This window comes from Streptomyces sp. NPDC048436 (assembly GCF_043200355.1).
Taxonomy (GTDB): Bacteria; Actinomycetota; Actinomycetes; order Streptomycetales; family Streptomycetaceae; genus Streptomyces.
Genome location: NZ_JBICXP010000001.1, coordinates 587,646 through 603,895, shown reverse-complemented (window position 1 = coordinate 603,895; position 16,250 = coordinate 587,646). Strand labels below are relative to the sequence as shown.

The 16,250-nt window shown below is 71.2% G+C and carries 17 protein-coding genes; 8 read left to right on the top strand and 9 right to left on the bottom strand.

Annotated elements, in window-relative coordinates:
- Nucleotides 1-43: 43 nt before the first annotated feature.
- Together ACGFX9_RS02805 and ACGFX9_RS02800 are read left to right on the top strand one after the other, a co-directional pair.
- Nucleotides 44-367, top strand: a complete 324-nt coding sequence (locus ACGFX9_RS02805) for a nuclear transport factor 2 family protein (protein WP_393463597.1) — start codon at nucleotides 44-46, stop codon at nucleotides 365-367.
- A 92-nt stretch (nucleotides 368-459) separates the two neighbouring features.
- A complete protein-coding gene (locus ACGFX9_RS02800) occupies nucleotides 460-1,599 on the top strand; it encodes an aldo/keto reductase (RefSeq protein ID WP_393463595.1) in 1,140 nt (379 codons plus the stop codon).
- Here the strand turns inward: ACGFX9_RS02800 and ACGFX9_RS02795 are convergent.
- The 3 genes from ACGFX9_RS02795 to ACGFX9_RS02785 form a co-directional block, all read right to left on the bottom strand.
- Entirely contained in the window at nucleotides 1,596-2,516 is a 921-nt protein-coding gene (locus ACGFX9_RS02795; RefSeq protein WP_393463594.1) for a PhzF family phenazine biosynthesis protein, read from the bottom strand. The genes ACGFX9_RS02800 and ACGFX9_RS02795 overlap by 4 nt on opposite strands.
- Before the next feature lie 119 nt (nucleotides 2,517-2,635).
- Nucleotides 2,636-3,100, bottom strand: coding sequence for a lamin tail domain-containing protein (locus ACGFX9_RS02790; protein ID WP_393463593.1), 465 nt, complete (start codon nucleotides 3,098-3,100; stop codon nucleotides 2,636-2,638).
- 175 nt (nucleotides 3,101-3,275) lie between these two features.
- The gene (locus ACGFX9_RS02785; RefSeq protein WP_393463591.1) at nucleotides 3,276-4,151 is read right to left on the bottom strand and encodes an SDR family oxidoreductase; all 876 of its coding nucleotides are present in this window, start codon (nucleotides 4,149-4,151) and stop codon (nucleotides 3,276-3,278) included.
- Between the two features lie 135 nt (nucleotides 4,152-4,286).
- Here ACGFX9_RS02785 and ACGFX9_RS02780 point away from each other — a divergent pair, with 135 nt between their 5' ends.
- Nucleotides 4,287-5,921: an alkaline phosphatase D family protein gene (locus ACGFX9_RS02780; RefSeq protein WP_393463589.1), complete on the top strand. Its 1,635-nt coding sequence runs from the start codon at nucleotides 4,287-4,289 to the stop codon at nucleotides 5,919-5,921.
- A 10-nt stretch (nucleotides 5,922-5,931) separates the two neighbouring features.
- On the opposite strand, the gene ACGFX9_RS02775 is transcribed toward ACGFX9_RS02780, so the two are convergent.
- A complete protein-coding gene (locus ACGFX9_RS02775) occupies nucleotides 5,932-6,912 on the bottom strand; it encodes a Gfo/Idh/MocA family protein (protein WP_393465572.1) in 981 nt (326 codons plus the stop codon).
- 127 nt (nucleotides 6,913-7,039) lie between these two features.
- On the opposite strand from ACGFX9_RS02775, the gene ACGFX9_RS02770 reads away from it, so the two are divergent.
- From ACGFX9_RS02770 to ACGFX9_RS02760, 3 genes are all read left to right on the top strand, one after another.
- Nucleotides 7,040-8,404, top strand: a complete 1,365-nt coding sequence (locus ACGFX9_RS02770; RefSeq protein ID WP_393463587.1) for a Bcr/CflA family multidrug efflux MFS transporter — start codon at nucleotides 7,040-7,042, stop codon at nucleotides 8,402-8,404.
- A 59-nt stretch (nucleotides 8,405-8,463) separates the two neighbouring features.
- Nucleotides 8,464-9,528, top strand: coding sequence for a serine hydrolase domain-containing protein (locus ACGFX9_RS02765; protein ID WP_393465568.1), 1,065 nt, complete (start codon nucleotides 8,464-8,466; stop codon nucleotides 9,526-9,528).
- Nucleotides 9,529-9,651: 123 nt separating this feature from the next.
- Complete coding sequence (locus ACGFX9_RS02760) at nucleotides 9,652-10,662, top strand: small ribosomal subunit Rsm22 family protein (protein WP_393463585.1); 1,011 nt, start codon at nucleotides 9,652-9,654, stop codon at nucleotides 10,660-10,662.
- A 6-nt stretch (nucleotides 10,663-10,668) separates the two neighbouring features.
- On the opposite strand, the gene ddaH is transcribed toward ACGFX9_RS02760, so the two are convergent.
- Nucleotides 10,669-11,493: a dimethylargininase gene (ddaH, locus tag ACGFX9_RS02755; protein ID WP_393463583.1), complete on the bottom strand. Its 825-nt coding sequence runs from the start codon at nucleotides 11,491-11,493 to the stop codon at nucleotides 10,669-10,671.
- A 162-nt stretch (nucleotides 11,494-11,655) separates the two neighbouring features.
- Nucleotides 11,656-11,838 (bottom strand): DUF6243 family protein, encoded by a 183-nt coding sequence (locus ACGFX9_RS02750; protein ID WP_393463581.1) that lies wholly within the window; start codon nucleotides 11,836-11,838, stop codon nucleotides 11,656-11,658.
- Nucleotides 11,839-11,983: 145 nt separating this feature from the next.
- Between ACGFX9_RS02750 and ACGFX9_RS02745 the strand changes: the two genes are divergently transcribed.
- Complete coding sequence (locus tag ACGFX9_RS02745; protein ID WP_393463579.1) at nucleotides 11,984-12,613, top strand: TetR/AcrR family transcriptional regulator; 630 nt, start codon at nucleotides 11,984-11,986, stop codon at nucleotides 12,611-12,613.
- Here the strand turns inward: ACGFX9_RS02745 and ACGFX9_RS02740 are convergent.
- Nucleotides 12,592-13,470, bottom strand: coding sequence for a glycerophosphodiester phosphodiesterase (locus tag ACGFX9_RS02740; RefSeq protein WP_393463578.1), 879 nt, complete (start codon nucleotides 13,468-13,470; stop codon nucleotides 12,592-12,594). The two genes, ACGFX9_RS02745 and ACGFX9_RS02740, sit on opposite strands and share 22 nt — an antisense overlap.
- A 170-nt stretch (nucleotides 13,471-13,640) precedes the next feature.
- Here ACGFX9_RS02740 and ACGFX9_RS02735 point away from each other — a divergent pair, with 170 nt between their 5' ends.
- Nucleotides 13,641-14,381 carry a bifunctional DNA primase/polymerase gene (locus tag ACGFX9_RS02735; RefSeq protein ID WP_393463576.1) on the top strand — a complete coding sequence of 247 codons (741 nt, stop codon included), beginning with the start codon at nucleotides 13,641-13,643 and terminating at the stop codon, nucleotides 14,379-14,381.
- A gap of 19 nt (nucleotides 14,382-14,400) precedes the next feature.
- Here ACGFX9_RS02735 and ACGFX9_RS02730 read toward each other — a convergent pair whose 3' ends face one another.
- Both ACGFX9_RS02730 and efeU read right to left on the bottom strand, forming a co-directional pair.
- Nucleotides 14,401-15,339 carry a hypothetical protein gene (locus ACGFX9_RS02730; protein WP_393465565.1) on the bottom strand — a complete coding sequence of 313 codons (939 nt, stop codon included), beginning with the start codon at nucleotides 15,337-15,339 and terminating at the stop codon, nucleotides 14,401-14,403.
- Nucleotides 15,242-16,249: an iron uptake transporter permease EfeU gene (gene efeU / locus ACGFX9_RS02725; protein WP_393463574.1), complete on the bottom strand. Its 1,008-nt coding sequence runs from the start codon at nucleotides 16,247-16,249 to the stop codon at nucleotides 15,242-15,244. Before efeU ends, ACGFX9_RS02730 begins: the two co-directional genes overlap by 98 nt.
- Nucleotide 16,250 lies beyond the last annotated feature (1 nt).

Genomic DNA, 16,250 nt, shown 5'->3' with positions numbered 1-16,250 from the left:
GCGGCCGGTGGCGTGGCCCGGCGGCCGGTGTGACGGTGGGGCCATGAGCATTCAGGTAAACCGGCTCAGCGACCCCACGGTCCGGGCCTTCGTCTGCGCGGTGAACGCCCACGACCAGGACGCTTTCCAGGCCCTGCTCACGCCCGACGCGACCATGTCCGACGACGGTTCCGACCGGGACATCGCCGACTGGACGGACCGCGAGATCTTCTCCACGCACGGCCATATGGACGTGGAGAACGAGTCGGACGGCGGGCACGCGCTGCTCGTCACGTTCCGCAACGACACATGGGGCGAGATGCGGACCAAGTGGCGTTTCGACGTGACCGGCGAGAAGGTGTCCCGGTTCGAGACCGGGCAGGCCTGAGGTCTGAAGCCTCCCGGAACGTTGCGTCCTCCGATACCGCCCCGCGCAGGGGCTTGTCTTCGTGTGCGCTTCAACTCCTAGCGTCCGTAGGCATGGACGCAGACATGGACGCAGACATGGACATGGACTTGGGCACGCACGTGACACGCAGGACCCTGGGGCGACGCACCGGAATCGAGGTCAGCGCGCTCGGTCTCGGGTGCTGGGCCATCGGCGGTGAGTGGTCGGGGCCGGACGGGCAGCCGTACGGCTGGGGCGCGGTCGACGACGAGGAGTCGGTGCGGGCGATCCGGCGGGGCCTCGACCTCGGCGTCAACTTCTTCGACACCGCGGACAATTACGGAACCGGGCACAGCGAGCGCGTCCTGGGGCGGGCCATCGGCGCCCGGCGGGACGACGTCGTCATCGCCACGAAGTGGGGGAACGTCTTCGACGAGGAGACGCGCAGCGCGACGGGGAACCCCGATGACTCGGTGGCGTACGCCCGCCGCGCACTGACCGCTTCCTTGAAGCGGCTCGGCACGGAGTACGTCGACCTCTACCAGCTGCACATCGGCGACGCCGACCCGGAGCGCGCCGCCCAACTGAGGGACGCCTGCGAGGAGTTCGTACGGGAGGGGTTCATCCGGGCCTACGGGTGGAGCACGGATGACCCGGCCCGCGCTGCGGTCTTCGCCGAGGGGCCGCACTGCGCGGCGGTGCAGCATCGCTGCAATGTGCTGCAGGACGCCCCGGAGATGCTGGCGGCCGGCGCCGAGCTCGGCCTCGCGAGCGTGGTGCGAAGCCCGTTGGCGATGGGGCTGCTGACCGGGAAGTTCGGCGGCGGGCGCGTACCGGCGGCAGGCGACATCCGCAGCGCGCCGCCCTCCTGGCTCCCAGGCTTCGGGGACGGCGGCGGCGCGGACCCGCAGTGGCTCGCGAGGGTGGACGCGGTGCGGTCCGTGCTGACCGGGGGCGGCCGGACCCTCGCCCAGGGCGCGCTCGCCTGGCTCTGGGCGCGCAGTCCGCTGACCGTGCCCATCCCGGGGTTCCGGACCGTGGCACAGGTCGAGGAGAACGCGGGGGCGCTGGAGTACGGGCCGTTGAGCGCGGAGGAGTTGGCCGAGGTCGAGCGGATCCTGGGTGAGGGGGCCCTGGGCGAGGAAGCCCTGGATGAGGGGGCCCTGGGCGAGGAAGCCCTGGGCGAGGAAGCCCTGGGTGAGGGGGCCCTGGGTGAGCAAGCCCTGTCCTAGCTCCCGCCAGGGATCCGTACCGCCGCCCCGCTCACCCGCACCCGCGGGTCCCCCTCGCGCGACGTCACCGTCAGGACGCCGGGGCGGCCCATGTCGTGGCCCTGGTGCACGGTGAGCTCCGACTCGGCGGGGACGAGGCCGAGTTCACGTGCGTACGCACCGAAGGCTGCCGCCGCCGCGCCCGTGGCGGGGTCCTCCACGACCCCGCCCACCGGGAACGGATCGCGCGCGTGGAAGGTGAACTCGGCCTCGCGCCAGATCAGTTGGACCGTGGTCAGATCCAGGCGGCGCATCAGGGCGGCGAGGCGTTCGAAGTCGTACGACAGGTCTGCGAGGCGCGTGCGGGTGGCGGCGGCCAGGATCAGATGGCGGGCTCCCGCGTAGGCGATGCGGGGCGGGAGCTCCGGGTCGAGGTCGGCCGCCGGCCAGTCGAGCGCGGCCAGGGCCTCGGCCAGGTCGGCCGCCGTGACCTCCTCGATGTGCGGCTCGACACTGGTGAGCGTCGCCCGCAGGGTGCCGTCCGCGTCGGTGACCGTCACCGGGACGATGCCCACCTGGGTCGAGAAGGCGAAGTCGCCCGCGCCCAGGCCCTGTTCGGCCAGCGCGACCGCCGCCGCCACTGTCGCGTGCCCGCAGAAGGAGACCTCGGCCCGCGGGCTGAAGTACCGCACGTCGTACGAACGAACGCCCTCCCCGGAGCCGGAGCCCGATCCCGAGCCGGAGGTCGATCCCGAGCCCCGGATGAGGAACGCCGATTCGCTGTACCCCACCTCCGCCGCGATCCCCAGCATCGCCGCCTCGTCGAGCCCGGAGGCGTCGAGCACGATCCCGGCGGGGTTGCCGCCCGCCGGGTCGGTCGCGAACGCGGTGTATCGCAGCACGTCAGGAGAGGTCGTACTGGCTGAGTTCGTCGTCATGTCGCAGGGCAACCGTTCCGCGGCCCCGGTCATTCCCGCGGCACCCCGGCACGGCCCCCACCGCGGCCGGCGCGGAGCGGCTGCCCTGCACCCTCCCCCTCACAGTGGCATGCGGGGTGTCAGTGGCAGCTCTTGTAGCCGGGGTCGCTGTTCGTCCAGGAGCAGGAGTCCTTGAGCGAACCGCTCGGCTTGATCAGGCGGGCCTTGTCGCTGGTGTTGTTCCAGACGTACGAGCCGCGGCCCCAGTAGCGCACGCCCGAGGCGTTGGTGCCCTTGCCCGTGCGGACCTTGACGGTCTTGCCGGAGCCGATCTTGTAGCTGCCGAAGGTGTACGTGTAGCCGGTGTTGTCCTTCAGCTTGTAGCCCTTGAGCTGGACCGCCGAGCCGGAGTTGTTGTGGATGTTCACCCACTCCGCGTTCAGCGACGAGTTGGAGCGGTTGTCGCTGCCCGGACTGTCGAACTGGATGTACCCGAGGTGCAGTCCGCCCTGGTGCGCGGCCGCGGACGCGGGAGACGCGACGAGCAGGGAGGCCGAGAGGGCGGCGGTCGCCAGGACGGCCGGGACTGCGGAACGTATGCGCAAGGTGTGCTCCGAGTGTGCTCTGAATGTGGAGTTCTCGTGGAGGGCACGCCGAGCATACGGTGCGTGATGCGCGTAATTGGCGTGGAGTGTTCCATTCCGCTTGTGCAGATGTCGGCCGACCGTGAGGGTGAGGTCACGGTCGGCCACAGAGTGCGCGGGGGAGAGGCCCGACCGCCTAACCCCGCCCGACGAACGGCATGTTCGTCGCGAGCACCGTCGCGAACTGCACGTTCGCCTCCAGCGGCAGCTCCGCCATGTGCCGCACCGTCCGCGCCACATCCGCCACGTCCATCACCGGCTCGGGCGCGAGCTCCCCGTTGGCCTGGAGAATTCCGGCCTGCATCCGCTCGGTCATGTCGGTCGCCGCGTTGCCGATGTCGATCTGGCCGCAGGCGATCCGGTAGGGGCGGCCGTCGAGGGAGAGGGACTTCGTCAGGCCGGTCAGCGCGTGCTTCGTCGCCGTGTACGCGATGGAGTGCGGGCGCGGGACGTGCGCCGAGATGGAACCGTTGTTGATGATCCGGCCGCCCTGCGGGTCCTGCTCCTTCATCTGCCGGAAGGCCGCCTGCGCGCACAGGAAGGCGCCGTTGAGGTTCGTGTCGACGACGTGCCGCCACGCGTCGTACTCCAGTTCGTCGACCGGGACGCCGCCGGGGCCGAACGTGCCCGCGTTGTTGAAGAGGAGGCCGAGACGGCCGAAGCGGTCGCGTACGGCCGAGAAGAGCGCGGCCACGTCCTCGGGCCGCGAGACGTCGGTACGGACGCAGAGGGCGTCGGTCTCGGCCGGAGCCGCCGGCTCGGCGCCCGTCTCGGCCTGCGGCAGCGGCCGCACCGCCGCGCCCTCCGACGCGCCCGCGGCGATCGCCGCCGTCTCCTCCAAGGTCTCCAGGCGCCGTCCGGCCAGCGCCACGGACCACCCGGCACGCAGCAGTTCCACCGCCACGGACCTGCCGATCCCGGAGCCCGCGCCGGTCACTACGGCGGTCCTTGTGTGTCCGGTCGGATGCCCCGTCGGATACCCGGTCGGATGCCCAGTTAGCTCAGCGTTCATGGCCACGAAGCGTACGGGAGGCCTGTCCACGCGGACATCATCCGCCCGCCATTCGGGTGTTGTGTACGCGACAGGCCCACGACGTCCCCCACTACTTCCATGCCCCTGACACCAATCGTCAGGGGAGGGCCACACATGACACCCGTAGGCCAGCAGTACGCACCTGAACTACGAGCCGCCGCCGGCCACCTGGGCCGCCGCCGGTTCCTCACCGTCACCGGCGCCGCCGCCGCGCTCGCCTTCGCCACCAACCTGCCCGCGGCCGGCGCCGCGAGCGCCGCCGAGCTGGACGCGCGGAAGATCTCCGTCGATCCCTTCACCCTCGGCGTGGCATCCGGCGACCCGCAGCCCGACTCCGTCCTGCTCTGGACCCGGCTCGCCCCGGCCCCGTACGAACCGGGCAACGGCCTGCCGGACCAGCGCGTCATCGTCCAGTGGGAGGTCGCCCACGACGCCCGCTTCCGGCGCGTCGCCAGACGCGGCGTGGCCATCGCGCACCCCGAGTTCAACCACACCGTGCACGTCGACGCAGACAACCTCGACGCCGGGCGGACCTACTACTTCCGATTCAAGACCGGCACGTGGATCAGCGAGACGGGCCGCACCCGCACCGCTCCGGCGGCCGGCAGCAAGGTGAGCGCCCTCAACCTCGCCGCGGTGTCCTGCCAGGCGTACCACGACGGCTACTTCACCGCGTACAAACACCTGGCCGAGGACGACGTGGACGTCGTCCTCCACCTGGGCGACTACCTCTACGAGTACGCGGTGAGCGCGGTCGGCGGCGCCCGCAACTACACCGACCGCACGCTGCCCGCCCTCTTCAACCGCGAGACCCAGACCCTGGAGGACTACCGCCTGCGGTACGCCCTCTACAAGACCGACCCGGATCTGCGGGCCGCGCACGCCATGCACCCCTTCGTCGTCACCTGGGACGACCACGAGGTCGAGAACAACTACGCGGGTGACGTCGACGAGCACGGCGACCCGCCCGCCGAGTTCCTCATCCGCCGCGCCGCCGCCTACCGCGCCTACTGGGAGAACCTGCCGCTGCGCCGCCCCCAGCAGCCCCAGGGCTCCGACCTCCAGCTCTACCGCCGCCTGCGGTGGGGCCGGCTCGCGCAGTTCGACATCCTGGACACCCGGCAGTACCGCTCCGACCAGGCCTACGGCGACGGCTCGGACATTCCGGGACCGGAGTCGACCGACCCGAAGCGCACCATCACCGGGGCCACCCAGGAGCGCTGGCTCATCGACGGCTGGCGCCGCTCGGCGGCCGTGTGGAACGTCGTGCCGCAGCAGGTCAACTTCTCCCAGCGCAAGCTGGACCTGAACCCGGTGGCGAAGGTCAGCATGGACGCCTGGGACGGCTACCCGGCATCACGCGACCGCGTCCTGGCGGGAGCGGCATCGGCCGGGATCGACAACCTGATGGTGCTCACCGGCGACGTACACGTCGGGTACGCCTACGACATCAAGGCCGACTTCGACAACCAGGCGTCCAAGACGGTCGGTACGGAGATCGTCGCCACGTCGATCGCCAGCGGCAAGGACGGCGCCGAGAAGCCCGCGAACTGGGAGACGTACACCAAGGCCAACCCGCACATGAAGTTCTACAACGGGCGGCGCGGGTACGTGCGGGTCGGCCTGGGCCAGGAGTCCGCGCGCGCCGACTTCAAGACGGTGTCCGCGGTGACGACGCCCGGGGCGGCGATCACGACAGCCGCGTCCTTCGTGACGGAGGCGGGCAACCCGGGACTGAAGCCCGCCTAGCCCGCCGAGCTCACTCGCCCGGGTAGCGCACCCCGATCAGTTCCCGCACCGCGTCCAGGGTCCGCATCACCGCGAGGGTGCCTTCGAGGGGGACGAGGGGGGACTCGGTGTCGCCCGCGCGCAGGCGGTGCATGACCTCGGCGGCCTCGTGCCGGAGGCTGTCGCGGGGGCCGTCCTCGGGGGCGGCCGTGAACTCCTCGGGGTCGCGGCCGTCGCGGTGCAGCACGAAGGTCTCCGGGAAGAAGAAGCCGTTCGGGATGTCGATGCGCCCGCGTGAACCGGTGACGGACGCGATGACGGGCGTGCCCGCGTTGATGGAGCAGTGCAACAAACCAAGAGCACCGCTCTCCCACGAGAGCAGCATTCCCGTCTGGAGATCAACGCCCTCATCCGAGAGCACCGCTCTCGCGCTCATCCCCGAAGGCTCCCCGAGCAGCAGCTGCGCGAACGACACCGGGTACACCCCGAGATCAAGAAGCGCGCCACCGCCCTGCGCCGGGTCGCGGAGGCGGTGCGCGGGAGGGAAGGGGCCCGCGAGCCCGAAGTCGGCCTGCACGGTCCGCACCTCGCCGATCGCCCCGTCGTCGACCAGCGCCTTCAGCCGCCTGATCAGGGGATGGCAGTACATCCACATGGCCTCCATCAGGAAGACGCCGCGCTGCCGGGCCAGCGTCACCAGCTCCCCCGCCTCGCGCGAGTTCAGCGCGAACGCCTTCTCGCAGAGCACCGCGCGCCCCGCCTCCAGGCAGAGCCCCGCCGCCACCCGGTGCGCCGCGTGCGGCGTGGCGACGTACACCACGTCGATGGAGTCGTCCTCGGCGAGCGCGCTCCACTCGCCGTAGGCGCGGGGTATCCCGAACCGCTCGGCGAACGCCTTCGCCGACACGTCGGACCGGGACGCCACCGCGACGACCTCCGCGTCCGGCATGTCGAGCAGGTTCGCCGTGAACGACGCGGCGATCCCACCCGTCGCGAGGATGCCCCAGCGCACGGGTTCACGGTTGTCTTCCACCACTTGGGCCCCTGTTCGTACCGCGGAGTACCGCGGAAATGGTCTCGACCAGCACAGCCGAGCTGAGAGCATAGGTAATCGCACGCCTCATCGGGAAGGAATCCGCATGCCGGAGCACGGCGGCCGCACGACGCGTGGGCCCGAGGACCCCCTCATACGGCAGTCCCAGACGGCAGAGGCGGACTCCGCCCCGCAATTGGGCCTCACCCCCGGCGTCCCGGCGGACACGCCGGCCCTCACCGCCCGGCGCCGCACCGGCCTCCTCGTCACCCTCGTCCTCGGCGGCCTCACCGCCGTCCCGCCGCTCTCCATGGACATGTACCTCCCGGCGCTCCCGGAGGTCACCCGCTCGCTGCACACCTCCGCCGCGACCGCGCAGCTGACCCTCACCGCCTGCCTCACCGGCATGGCGCTCGGGCAGCTCGTCGTCGGGCCGATGAGCGACAAGTGGGGGCGGCGCAGGCCGCTGCTCATCGGGCTCCTCGTCTACATCTTCGCCACCGCGATCTGCGCCTTCGCGCCCACCGTCGAACTCCTCGTCGGCTTCCGCCTGTTGCAGGGCCTGGCGGGCGCCGCGGGCATCGTCATCGCCCGTGCCGTCGTACGCGACCTCTACGACGGCGTGGAGATGGCCCGCTTCTTCTCCACCCTGATGCTGATCTCCGGGGTCGCCCCGGTCGTCGCGCCCCTCATCGGCGGCCAGGTCCTGCGGTTCACCGACTGGCGCGGCATCTTCGTCGTCCTCACCGCGATCGGCGTCGCCCTGACCCTGCTGGTCTGGCGGCGCCTGCCCGAGACGCTCGCTCCCGAGAGGCGGCACAGCGGCGGCACCGCCGAGGCGCTGCGCACCATGCGGTCGCTGCTCGCCGACCGCGTCTTCGCCGGGTACATGATCGCGGGCGGCTTCGCGTTCGCCGCGCTGTTCGCGTACATCTCCGCGTCGCCGTTCGTCATCCAGGAGATCTACGGCGCGTCCCCGCAGACCTTCAGCCTGCTCTTCGGCGTGAACTCCGTCGGCCTGATCGTCGTCGGCCAGATCAACGGCAAGCTCCTCGTCGGCCGGGTCAGCCTCGACAAGGCGCTCGCCTTCGGCCTGACGGTCATCGTCCTCGCCGCCACCGCGCTGCTCCTCATGACGACGGGCGTCTTCGGCGACGTCGGCCTGTTCCCGGTCGCCGCCGGGCTCTTCGTCCTGATGTCGGCGATGGGCCTCGCGATGCCCAACACCAACGCCCTCGCCCTGATGCGCACCCCGCACGCCGCGGGCTCCGCATCGGCACTGCTCGGCACGTCCTCCTTCCTCATCGGCGCCATCGCCTCCCCGCTGGTGGGCATCGCCGGCGAGGCCACGGCCGTGCCGATGGCCCTCGTGCAGCTCGTCTGCGGCCTTGCGGCCATCGGCTGCTTCTTGGGACTGTGCCGCCCCTGGCAGTACTCGGCCAGGCCGAACCGGGAGGGGAAGGACCACTGACCGCGCCACGCCTGCTGCGCGCCGGAACGCCGGACCGTGCGGGGCTCGACACAGCCGAGATGGGCCATCTCGTACGCGAGGTGCGCGAGCTGACGCGGGGCGAGCGGCCCTGGTGCGCGGGTGCCGTCGTCCTCGCGGGGCGCGGCCCGGTGATCGCCGTCGAGGAGGCGGTGGGCCGGGCGGTGCGCTACGCGGCGTACGACCCCGAGACGGACGCGGGCGTCGAACTGCCGCCCGAGGAGCAGGTGTTGATGCGCACCGACACCCCCTTCGACCTCGCCTCGCTCACGAAACTGTTCACGACGGTCGCGGCGATGCAGCAGCTGGAGCGCGGAACGCTCGGCATCGACGCGCTCATCTCGGCGTACGTTCCCGAGTTCAGGGCCGCTGCGGAGCACCGCGTCACCGTGCGCCAGCTGCTCACGCACACCTCTGGTCTGCGGCCCGAACTCCCGCTCTACGACTGCCCGGACGACGCGGCGCGGCTCGCCGCCCTGTGCGCGGAGGCCCCGTCGAGTCCGCCGGGCGACTACCTCTACTCCGACCTGAACATGCTGCTCCTCCAGCGTGTCCTGGAGCGCCTCACCCGCCGCCCGCTCGACGTCCTCGTACGCGAGGGGATCACCCGCCCGCTGGGCATGGCGGCCACCGGCTTCGGGCCGCGGCACGGCGCTGCCGCCACCGAGGACCAGCGCAGGCCCTGGGCGAAGGCCGACCGGGGGATGCTGCGGGGCGAGGTGCACGACGAGAACGCCTGGGCGCTCGGCGGCGTCGCGGGCCACGCCGGGCTCTTCTCCACCGCCCGGGACCTCGCGATCTTCTGCCGCGCGCTGCTGTGCGGCGGCTCGTACGGCACGGCGCGCATCCTCGGCCCGGACTTCGTTGAGCTGATGCTGACGCCTCCGGGGTTCGGGTTCGGCCTCGACCAGGCGTGGTTCATGGGGGGTCTCGCGGGGCGCGGTGCGGCGGGGCATACGGGGTTCACCGGGACGTCGCTTGTCATCGACCCCGCCACGGATACGTTTCTGATCCTCCTCGCGAACACGGTCCACCCGCGCCGCGGGTCCGCCGACAGCGGGCCTCGGGCTCGGGCCGCGACCCGGCTGGCCCGCGCGGCCCGCTGAGGCTCCGCTGGTGCGGTGTTTGCCCTGCGGCCCGGTGGGGGCTTGTCGCGCAGTTCCCCGCGCCCCTTACGGGGCCCGGTGCGCGGTTCTCCCCGCGCCTACCAGCCCCCGTAGAATCACCGGGTGAACGCCCCCCTCCCCCCAGCCGCCTCCCAGGCCGAGACCCTGCGTGCCGCCCTCGCGGGGCTTCTTGACGGGCTGCCGCCCAAGCAGGCCGTGCAAGCCGTCGAGCGGCTGATCGCCAGCTACCGGGGGCTCACCCCTACCGACGCCCCCATCCTGCGTGACCGCGCCGACGTCGCCGCGTACGCCGCCTACCGCATGCCCGCGACCTTCGAGGCGGTACGTTCCGCGCTCGGCGCCCTCGCGGACGCCGTGCCCGAGGGGTGGGCGCCCGGCAGTCATGTGGATGTCGGCGGCGGGACCGGCGCGGCGACCTGGGCGGTGAGCGCGACCTGGGACGGTGAGCGGCCCGTCACGGTCCTGGACTGGGCCGAGCCCGCCCTCGCCCTGGGGCGCGAACTGGCCGCGGCGAACCCGCGGTTGAAGGGGGTTCAGTGGCAGCGCTCTCGTATCGGATCGGCGCTCACCATCGAGAGCACTGATCTCGTCACGGTGTCGTACGTCCTCAAGGAGCTGACGGAGGACGACCGCCGCTCGCTCGTGGACGCGGCGGCGTCTGCGGCCACCCAGGCCGTCGTCGTCGTCGAGCCGGGCACCCCCGACGGCTACACGCGCGTCATCGAGGCCCGGGACCAGCTGATCGCCGCCGGTTTCCGCGTCGCCGCGCCCTGCCCGCACAGCTCCGCCTGCCCCATCGTGCCCGGCGAGGACTGGTGTCACTTCTCCGCCCGCGTCAGCCGCTCGTCCCTGCACCGGCAGGTCAAGGGCGGCTCATTGGCGTACGAGGACGAGAAGTTCAGCTATGTGGCGGCCGTCCGCTTCGACGCCGTACCGGCGGCCGAGCGCGTCGTGCGCAGGCCGCAGATCCGCAAGGGCCAGGTCCTGCTCGACCTGTGCGCGCCGGACGAGAGACTCCACCGGGAGACGGTGACCAAGCGCCACGGCCCGCTGTACCGCGCGGCCCGCGACGCGGAGTGGGGCGACCCCTGGCCGCCCCACGAGGAGAGCTAGCGGGAGCTAACCGCGCAGCTCCTGTGTGCAGCACTTCACGCTGCCGCCGCCCTTGAGCAGTTCGCTCAGATCCATGACGACGGGTTCGTAGCCGCGCTCCCGCAGCGGCGCGAAGAGGCCGACCGCGGCCTGCGGGAGCAGCACGTGCAGGCCGTCCGAGACCGCGTTGAGCCCGAGGGCCACCGCGTCCGCCTCCTCGGCGATCAGCGCGTCGGGGAAGAGGCGCCGCAGCACCGCCTGGCTGCCCGGCGAGAACGCGGGCGGGTAGTACATGACGTCGTCCGCCCTGTCGTCGAGCACCGCGAGTGCCGTGTCCAGGTGGTAGTAGCGGGGGTCGACGAGATCGAGTCCGAGCACCGGGCGGCCGAAGAACTCCTGCGCCTCCCCGTGCGACAGGGGGCTGGCACGGAAGCCGCGCCCGGCAAGGACGTAGGAGGACGTGACCGCGAAGTCGCCCTCGCCTTCGTTGACGTGGGTGGGCTCATGGAGGTCGGTGAAGCCGTGCTCGCGGAACCACTCCAGATGGGCGAGGGCCTCGGGGCCGCGTTCCGGGTGGGCGAACCGCGCGCCGAGCACACGGCCCCCGATGACGGTCGCGCCGTTCGCGGCGAAGACCATGTCCGGCAGGCCGGGACGCGGGGTGAGCTCCTCGACGGTGTGGCCGAGCGAGCGGTAGCGGTCGCGGAGGTCCTCCCACTGGGCGACGGCCAGCGGGACGTCGACCGGTTTCGAGGGGTCCATCCAGGGGTTGATGGAGTACGTGACCTTGAAGTGTGCGGGTGAGCACATCAGATAGCGCCGGGGTGTGGCGCGACGAGGAAAACGACTCAACGAGGGCTCCTCACGTACCGCGGTGGTCAGTTGCTGCCCTGAGTGGGGCAGTTGCTGCCATGGTGCGGTGTGAGAAGCCCTCGCGCTGTGATCTGAACGGGTGGTTCACCAAGTGGTCCACCCGGGTCCGTGGACGGTCAAGACGCCGTCCACGCCCCGGTCTCATGAATCGCCGCGCGCCGAGCGGCCTTCCTGGAGCTTGCGCAGCAGCTCGCGCTTCTGCGCCTGCGGGCTGAGCCCGCCGCCGATCTGTCCGCCGCGGCGACCGCCGCGCAGCGCCTTGCGGGAGAGATTGGTGCGTGTACCGCCCACACCGAGCATGTTTCCTGCTCCGCCTCGCGACATGTCGTACCTCCGGGATCAGGGTTGGAGAACTCTTCAGGCGAGACGTTGCGTCTCGCTTCCCCGTCCACTTTGGACGAGACGTAGCGTCTTGTCAACGCTTAAAGAGACGGCACGTCTCGCCTCGCCCGCTGCTACATTCGACGGCATGACCACGAAATCCGCCCCTGACTCCAAGCGCCGCAGCGAACGCTCGCGCCACGCGATCTATGACGCCGCCATCGAACTGGTCTCAGAGGTCGGCTACGGCAAGCTCACGATCGAGGCGATCGCCGCTCGCGCGGGTGTGGGAAAGCAGACGATCTACCGCTGGTGGCCGTCGAAGGGCGCCGTCCTCCTCGACGCCTTCCTCGACCTCGGCAAGCAGGCGAGCCTGGAGGCGAGCGACGAAGCGGGCCGCGCGCCCGAGTACGAGATCCCGGACACCGGCGACCTCGAGGCCGACCTCAAGTACGTCGTGCGGGCCAGCATCGACGAGTTCAAGAACCCCAAGTACGACGCCCCCTACCGTGCCCTTGCCGCCGAGGGCATGCTCAACGACGAGATCGGCGCCGAGTACGTGGAAAAGCTCCTCGAACCCTCGCTCCAGCTCTACGTACGGCGGCTGCGGATCGCCCAGGAAGCCGGCCAGGTCAGGCCCGATGTGGACCCCCGCGTCGCCCTTGAACTGTGGACGGGCCCGCTCGCGCAGCGCTGGCTGCAGCGCACGGGCCCGCTCACGCACGAGTACGGCGACCAGCTCGTCGAGTACGCCCTCTACGGCATCGCACCCCGCTGAACACGCCCCGCTGAGCGTTTCACCGGCGTCCGCGCGAGGAGACCCGGCGCGTCCGTGATCACGCCGTTGCAGCCGAGCCGCAGCGCCCGGTCGCGCTGGCGCGCGGTGGTCACCGTGTGCGCCCACACCCGGGGGACCCCGGAGGCGACCGCACGCAGGAGATCGAGGTCACGTGCCTGGTGATCCACGTCCAGGACGTCCACGAACCCGGCCCAGCGCTCGGGCCGGTCCGTGCGCATCTGCGCCCTGGAGCGCCACAGCTGCGCCATCAGGCCCATCCGGTGCGCGCGCCATGCCACGCCGGGGTCGTTGGAGTTCACGAACACCGAGCGCGTCAGGCCCCGCGCGCTGATCAGCGCGCCGAGCTTCCGCAGGCTTCGCGGGTCCTTCGCCTCCAGCATCAGCACGATCCGCCCGCCGAAGCGGTCGAGGACCTCGGCGACCGTCGGCGGCCGCTCCTCCCGCCAGCCGCCGGGCAGTCTGCCGCCCGGGTGCAGCCTGACGTGCTGCCACTGGTGCAGGGTGAGCGAGCGCACCGGGCCCCGGGACGTCGTCGTACGGTCCAGGGTCGCGTCGTGCATGGCCACCAGCGTGCCGTCGCGCAGTATCCGCGTATCGACGTCGATGACCTGGGCCGTTCCCCGGGCGTACGCCGCGACCAGGCCCGACATGCTGTTCTCCGGCACCTCAAGGGCGCCGCCGCGGTGCGCGGTGTAGGTGACGCGGGGCAGGGCCTGCACCGTCAGGGGGCCGCCGCCCCATTCGAGCGGGGTGCGGGTCCCGGCGGGCGCCGCGAGGGCCAGTGTGGCGAGGCTCATGAACCCCGAGAGTCCCGTGAGCGCAGTCCTGGTGACCATGGCGAACACGGTAGGCGGAAATATCACCAGTTAGTATGCAATGACGCGCAATGTCACCCACAGGCTGGCTTCACCCCAGCTACCCCGGATGTGGGCTCTGGCCCCCCGAAGCGCAGGATGGTGCGACCATGGGAGATGCTTCTCGGCACATATGCGAGGTGAGGGGATAGATGGGCGCGGAGTTCGGCCGCCGTCTCGGCGGGCAGAGCAGGTTTTCCCAGTGGCTTCGCAGGCGTCCCCCGCAGGACACGGCGGGTGAGGAAGCGGGCCGCGAGGCGCTCCTTGTCGCCGCCGGGGCGGCGGGCTTCCCGCTCTCACCGGCCGCGCACCCCTCCGCGTACCGATGTTCCTGCGACCGCATCGGCTGTCCCACCCCCGCAAGGCACCCCATCTCCTTCGCCTGGCAGACGCAGTCCACCACCGACCGCGGGCAGATCGAGCGCTGGGCCAGGCACCAGCCGCAGGCCAACTTCATCACCGCGACCGGCATGGTCCACGACGTCCTGGACGTGCCGGTGGCCGCCGGGCGCGAGGCCCTGGAGAGGCTGCTCGCCGACGGCATCGACGTCGGCCCCGTCGCCGAGTCCGAAGGGGCCATGGACGAGGGGCGGATGCTCTTCTTCACGCTCACCCGCGGCACCCCCGAGGACGAGGACGAGTGGTGGCCCTGCGAGCTGGACTGCCACCCCGAGACCACGAACGAACACCCCGGCTTCCGCTGGCACTGCCGCGGTTCCTACGTCCTGGTGCCGCCCGCGCGGCTGCCCGGTGATCTGGCCGTCCGCTGGATCCGCGGCCCCGAGCACGCGCTCCCGGACCCGCTGACGCTCCTCGAGACACTCACCGACGAATGCGCCCGCGTCGCGGGTGAGCCCCAGCACGACGTCGCCGCCTGGCCGCTGAGAGGCTGACGGGCTGAGCGGCTGGGGGCTACTCGCCCTTCGCGCCCGTCAGGCCCTGGATGCGGCTCAGGAACGTCACCTTGCCGGACCCCGCCGGGTCGACGACGAGCTGGTTGGAGACGCGCTCCAGCATCACCGACTGCTTGACCTCGCCCTTCAGCAGGGGCTTCACCTCGGGATCGATCGTGAGGTTCACGCCCTTCGCGGCGGTCTGCTTCTCGTAGTGGTGCGTCGAGAAGAAGACCATCGCCCCGCCGTCCGCGGTGCGCAGCCCCACCGGCGCGAACGTGCCGCCGTTCTGCGGCTCGTCGATGTACTGGATGGCGAGGCCACGGCGCTTGGTGTTCTTGTCGCGGAACGCCTTCCACCCCGACGTGTGGTCGCCCGGCGCGAACGTGTCGCCGCCCGACTTCAGATACGTCGTGTACTCGTTGCCGAGATCCTTCGGCGCCACCGCGAGAGCCGAGGAGTTCGACGCGACCGGCTCGGCGAAGCCGTCCTTGTCCTTCTTCAGCTCGGGCATCTTGTCCGGCGCCACCAGATTCAGGTACGACGCCTCCCACAGCTGGTCCGCGCCGCCCTTCGTGAAGACGAGGACCCAGCGCAGATCGCCCCTGCGGTTGGACTTCGTGTCCGCGACGAACCACCGGGGCCAGCCGGCCTTCTTGGGGATCGAGAACTTGGCGTCCGTCAGCTCCAGCGGCACCTGCTCGGGATTGCCCTCCGGATTCCGCGCGCCGCGCGACTTCAGTCCCGCCTGGTTGATGGCGCTCAGCGGACCGGTGACCCGGGCGGCGTCCAAAGCCGGGTCGTACTCCTTCTCCGCCTTGTTGTACGCGGTGAGGAAGTCCTTCAGCGCACGGTCGGCCTCAGCCTTCGTCGCCGACGGGACGACCTCCCGCTCCCCGTGCACCGTCACGCACCCGCTCGCCGTCACCGCCAGTACGGTCACCGTCGACGCCGCCATCGCGTACCGGACCGGCCGCTGCGACCGGACCCTTGGCGTCGGAGCCATCGGAGTGCGCTGCCTTGGAAGCCTGCTCATGCGTTGCGTTCACCTTCCCCTTCCCGGGCCCGAACCCTACCGGGGCGAAGAAGAACGCGAGCGTCGGGATCAGGTACAGCAGCCACACCGTGACCTGGACAACCGTCGGATCGGGCTGGAAGTTGAACACGCCCTTCAGGAGCGTGCCGTACCAGCTGTCCGGCGGGATCGTCGCGCTGATGTCGAACGCCTTGTTCCGCAGCCCGCCGAGGAACTCCGCCTCCTGCAAGTCGTGCACGCCGTACGCGAGAACGCCCGCCGCCACCACCACGAGCATGGCGCCGGTCCAGGTGAAGAACTTCGACAGGTTGATGCGGACCGTGCCCTTGTAGAACAGCCAGCCCAGCGCGATCGCCGTGACAAGACCCAGGAGCACGCCGATCAGCGGCCCTGGCGTCCCGTCGCCCGACGCGCGCACCGACGCCCACACGAACAGCGCGGTCTCAAGTCCCTCCCGCCCCACGGCGAGGAACGCCGTGGCGACCAGCGCGCCCGTGCCCATCTGGAGCGCCGCGTCCAGCTTGCCGTGCAGCTCCGCCTTGAGATGACGGGCCGTACGCCGCATCCAGAAGACCATCCACGTCACGAGCGCCACGGCGACGATCGACAGCGAACCGCCCAGCGCCTCCTGCGCCTTGAACGTCAGCTCCTGCGAACCGAAGGTCAGCGCACAGCCGAAGCCGAGCGCGATCCCGCACGCGACGCCGATGCCGATCCAGATGGGCCGCAGCGCGTCGCGCCGCTCCGTCTTCACCAGATAGGCGATGAGGATGCAGACGACCAGGCTGGCCTCGAGGCCTTCGCGCAGGCCGATCAGGTAGTTGCCGAACATG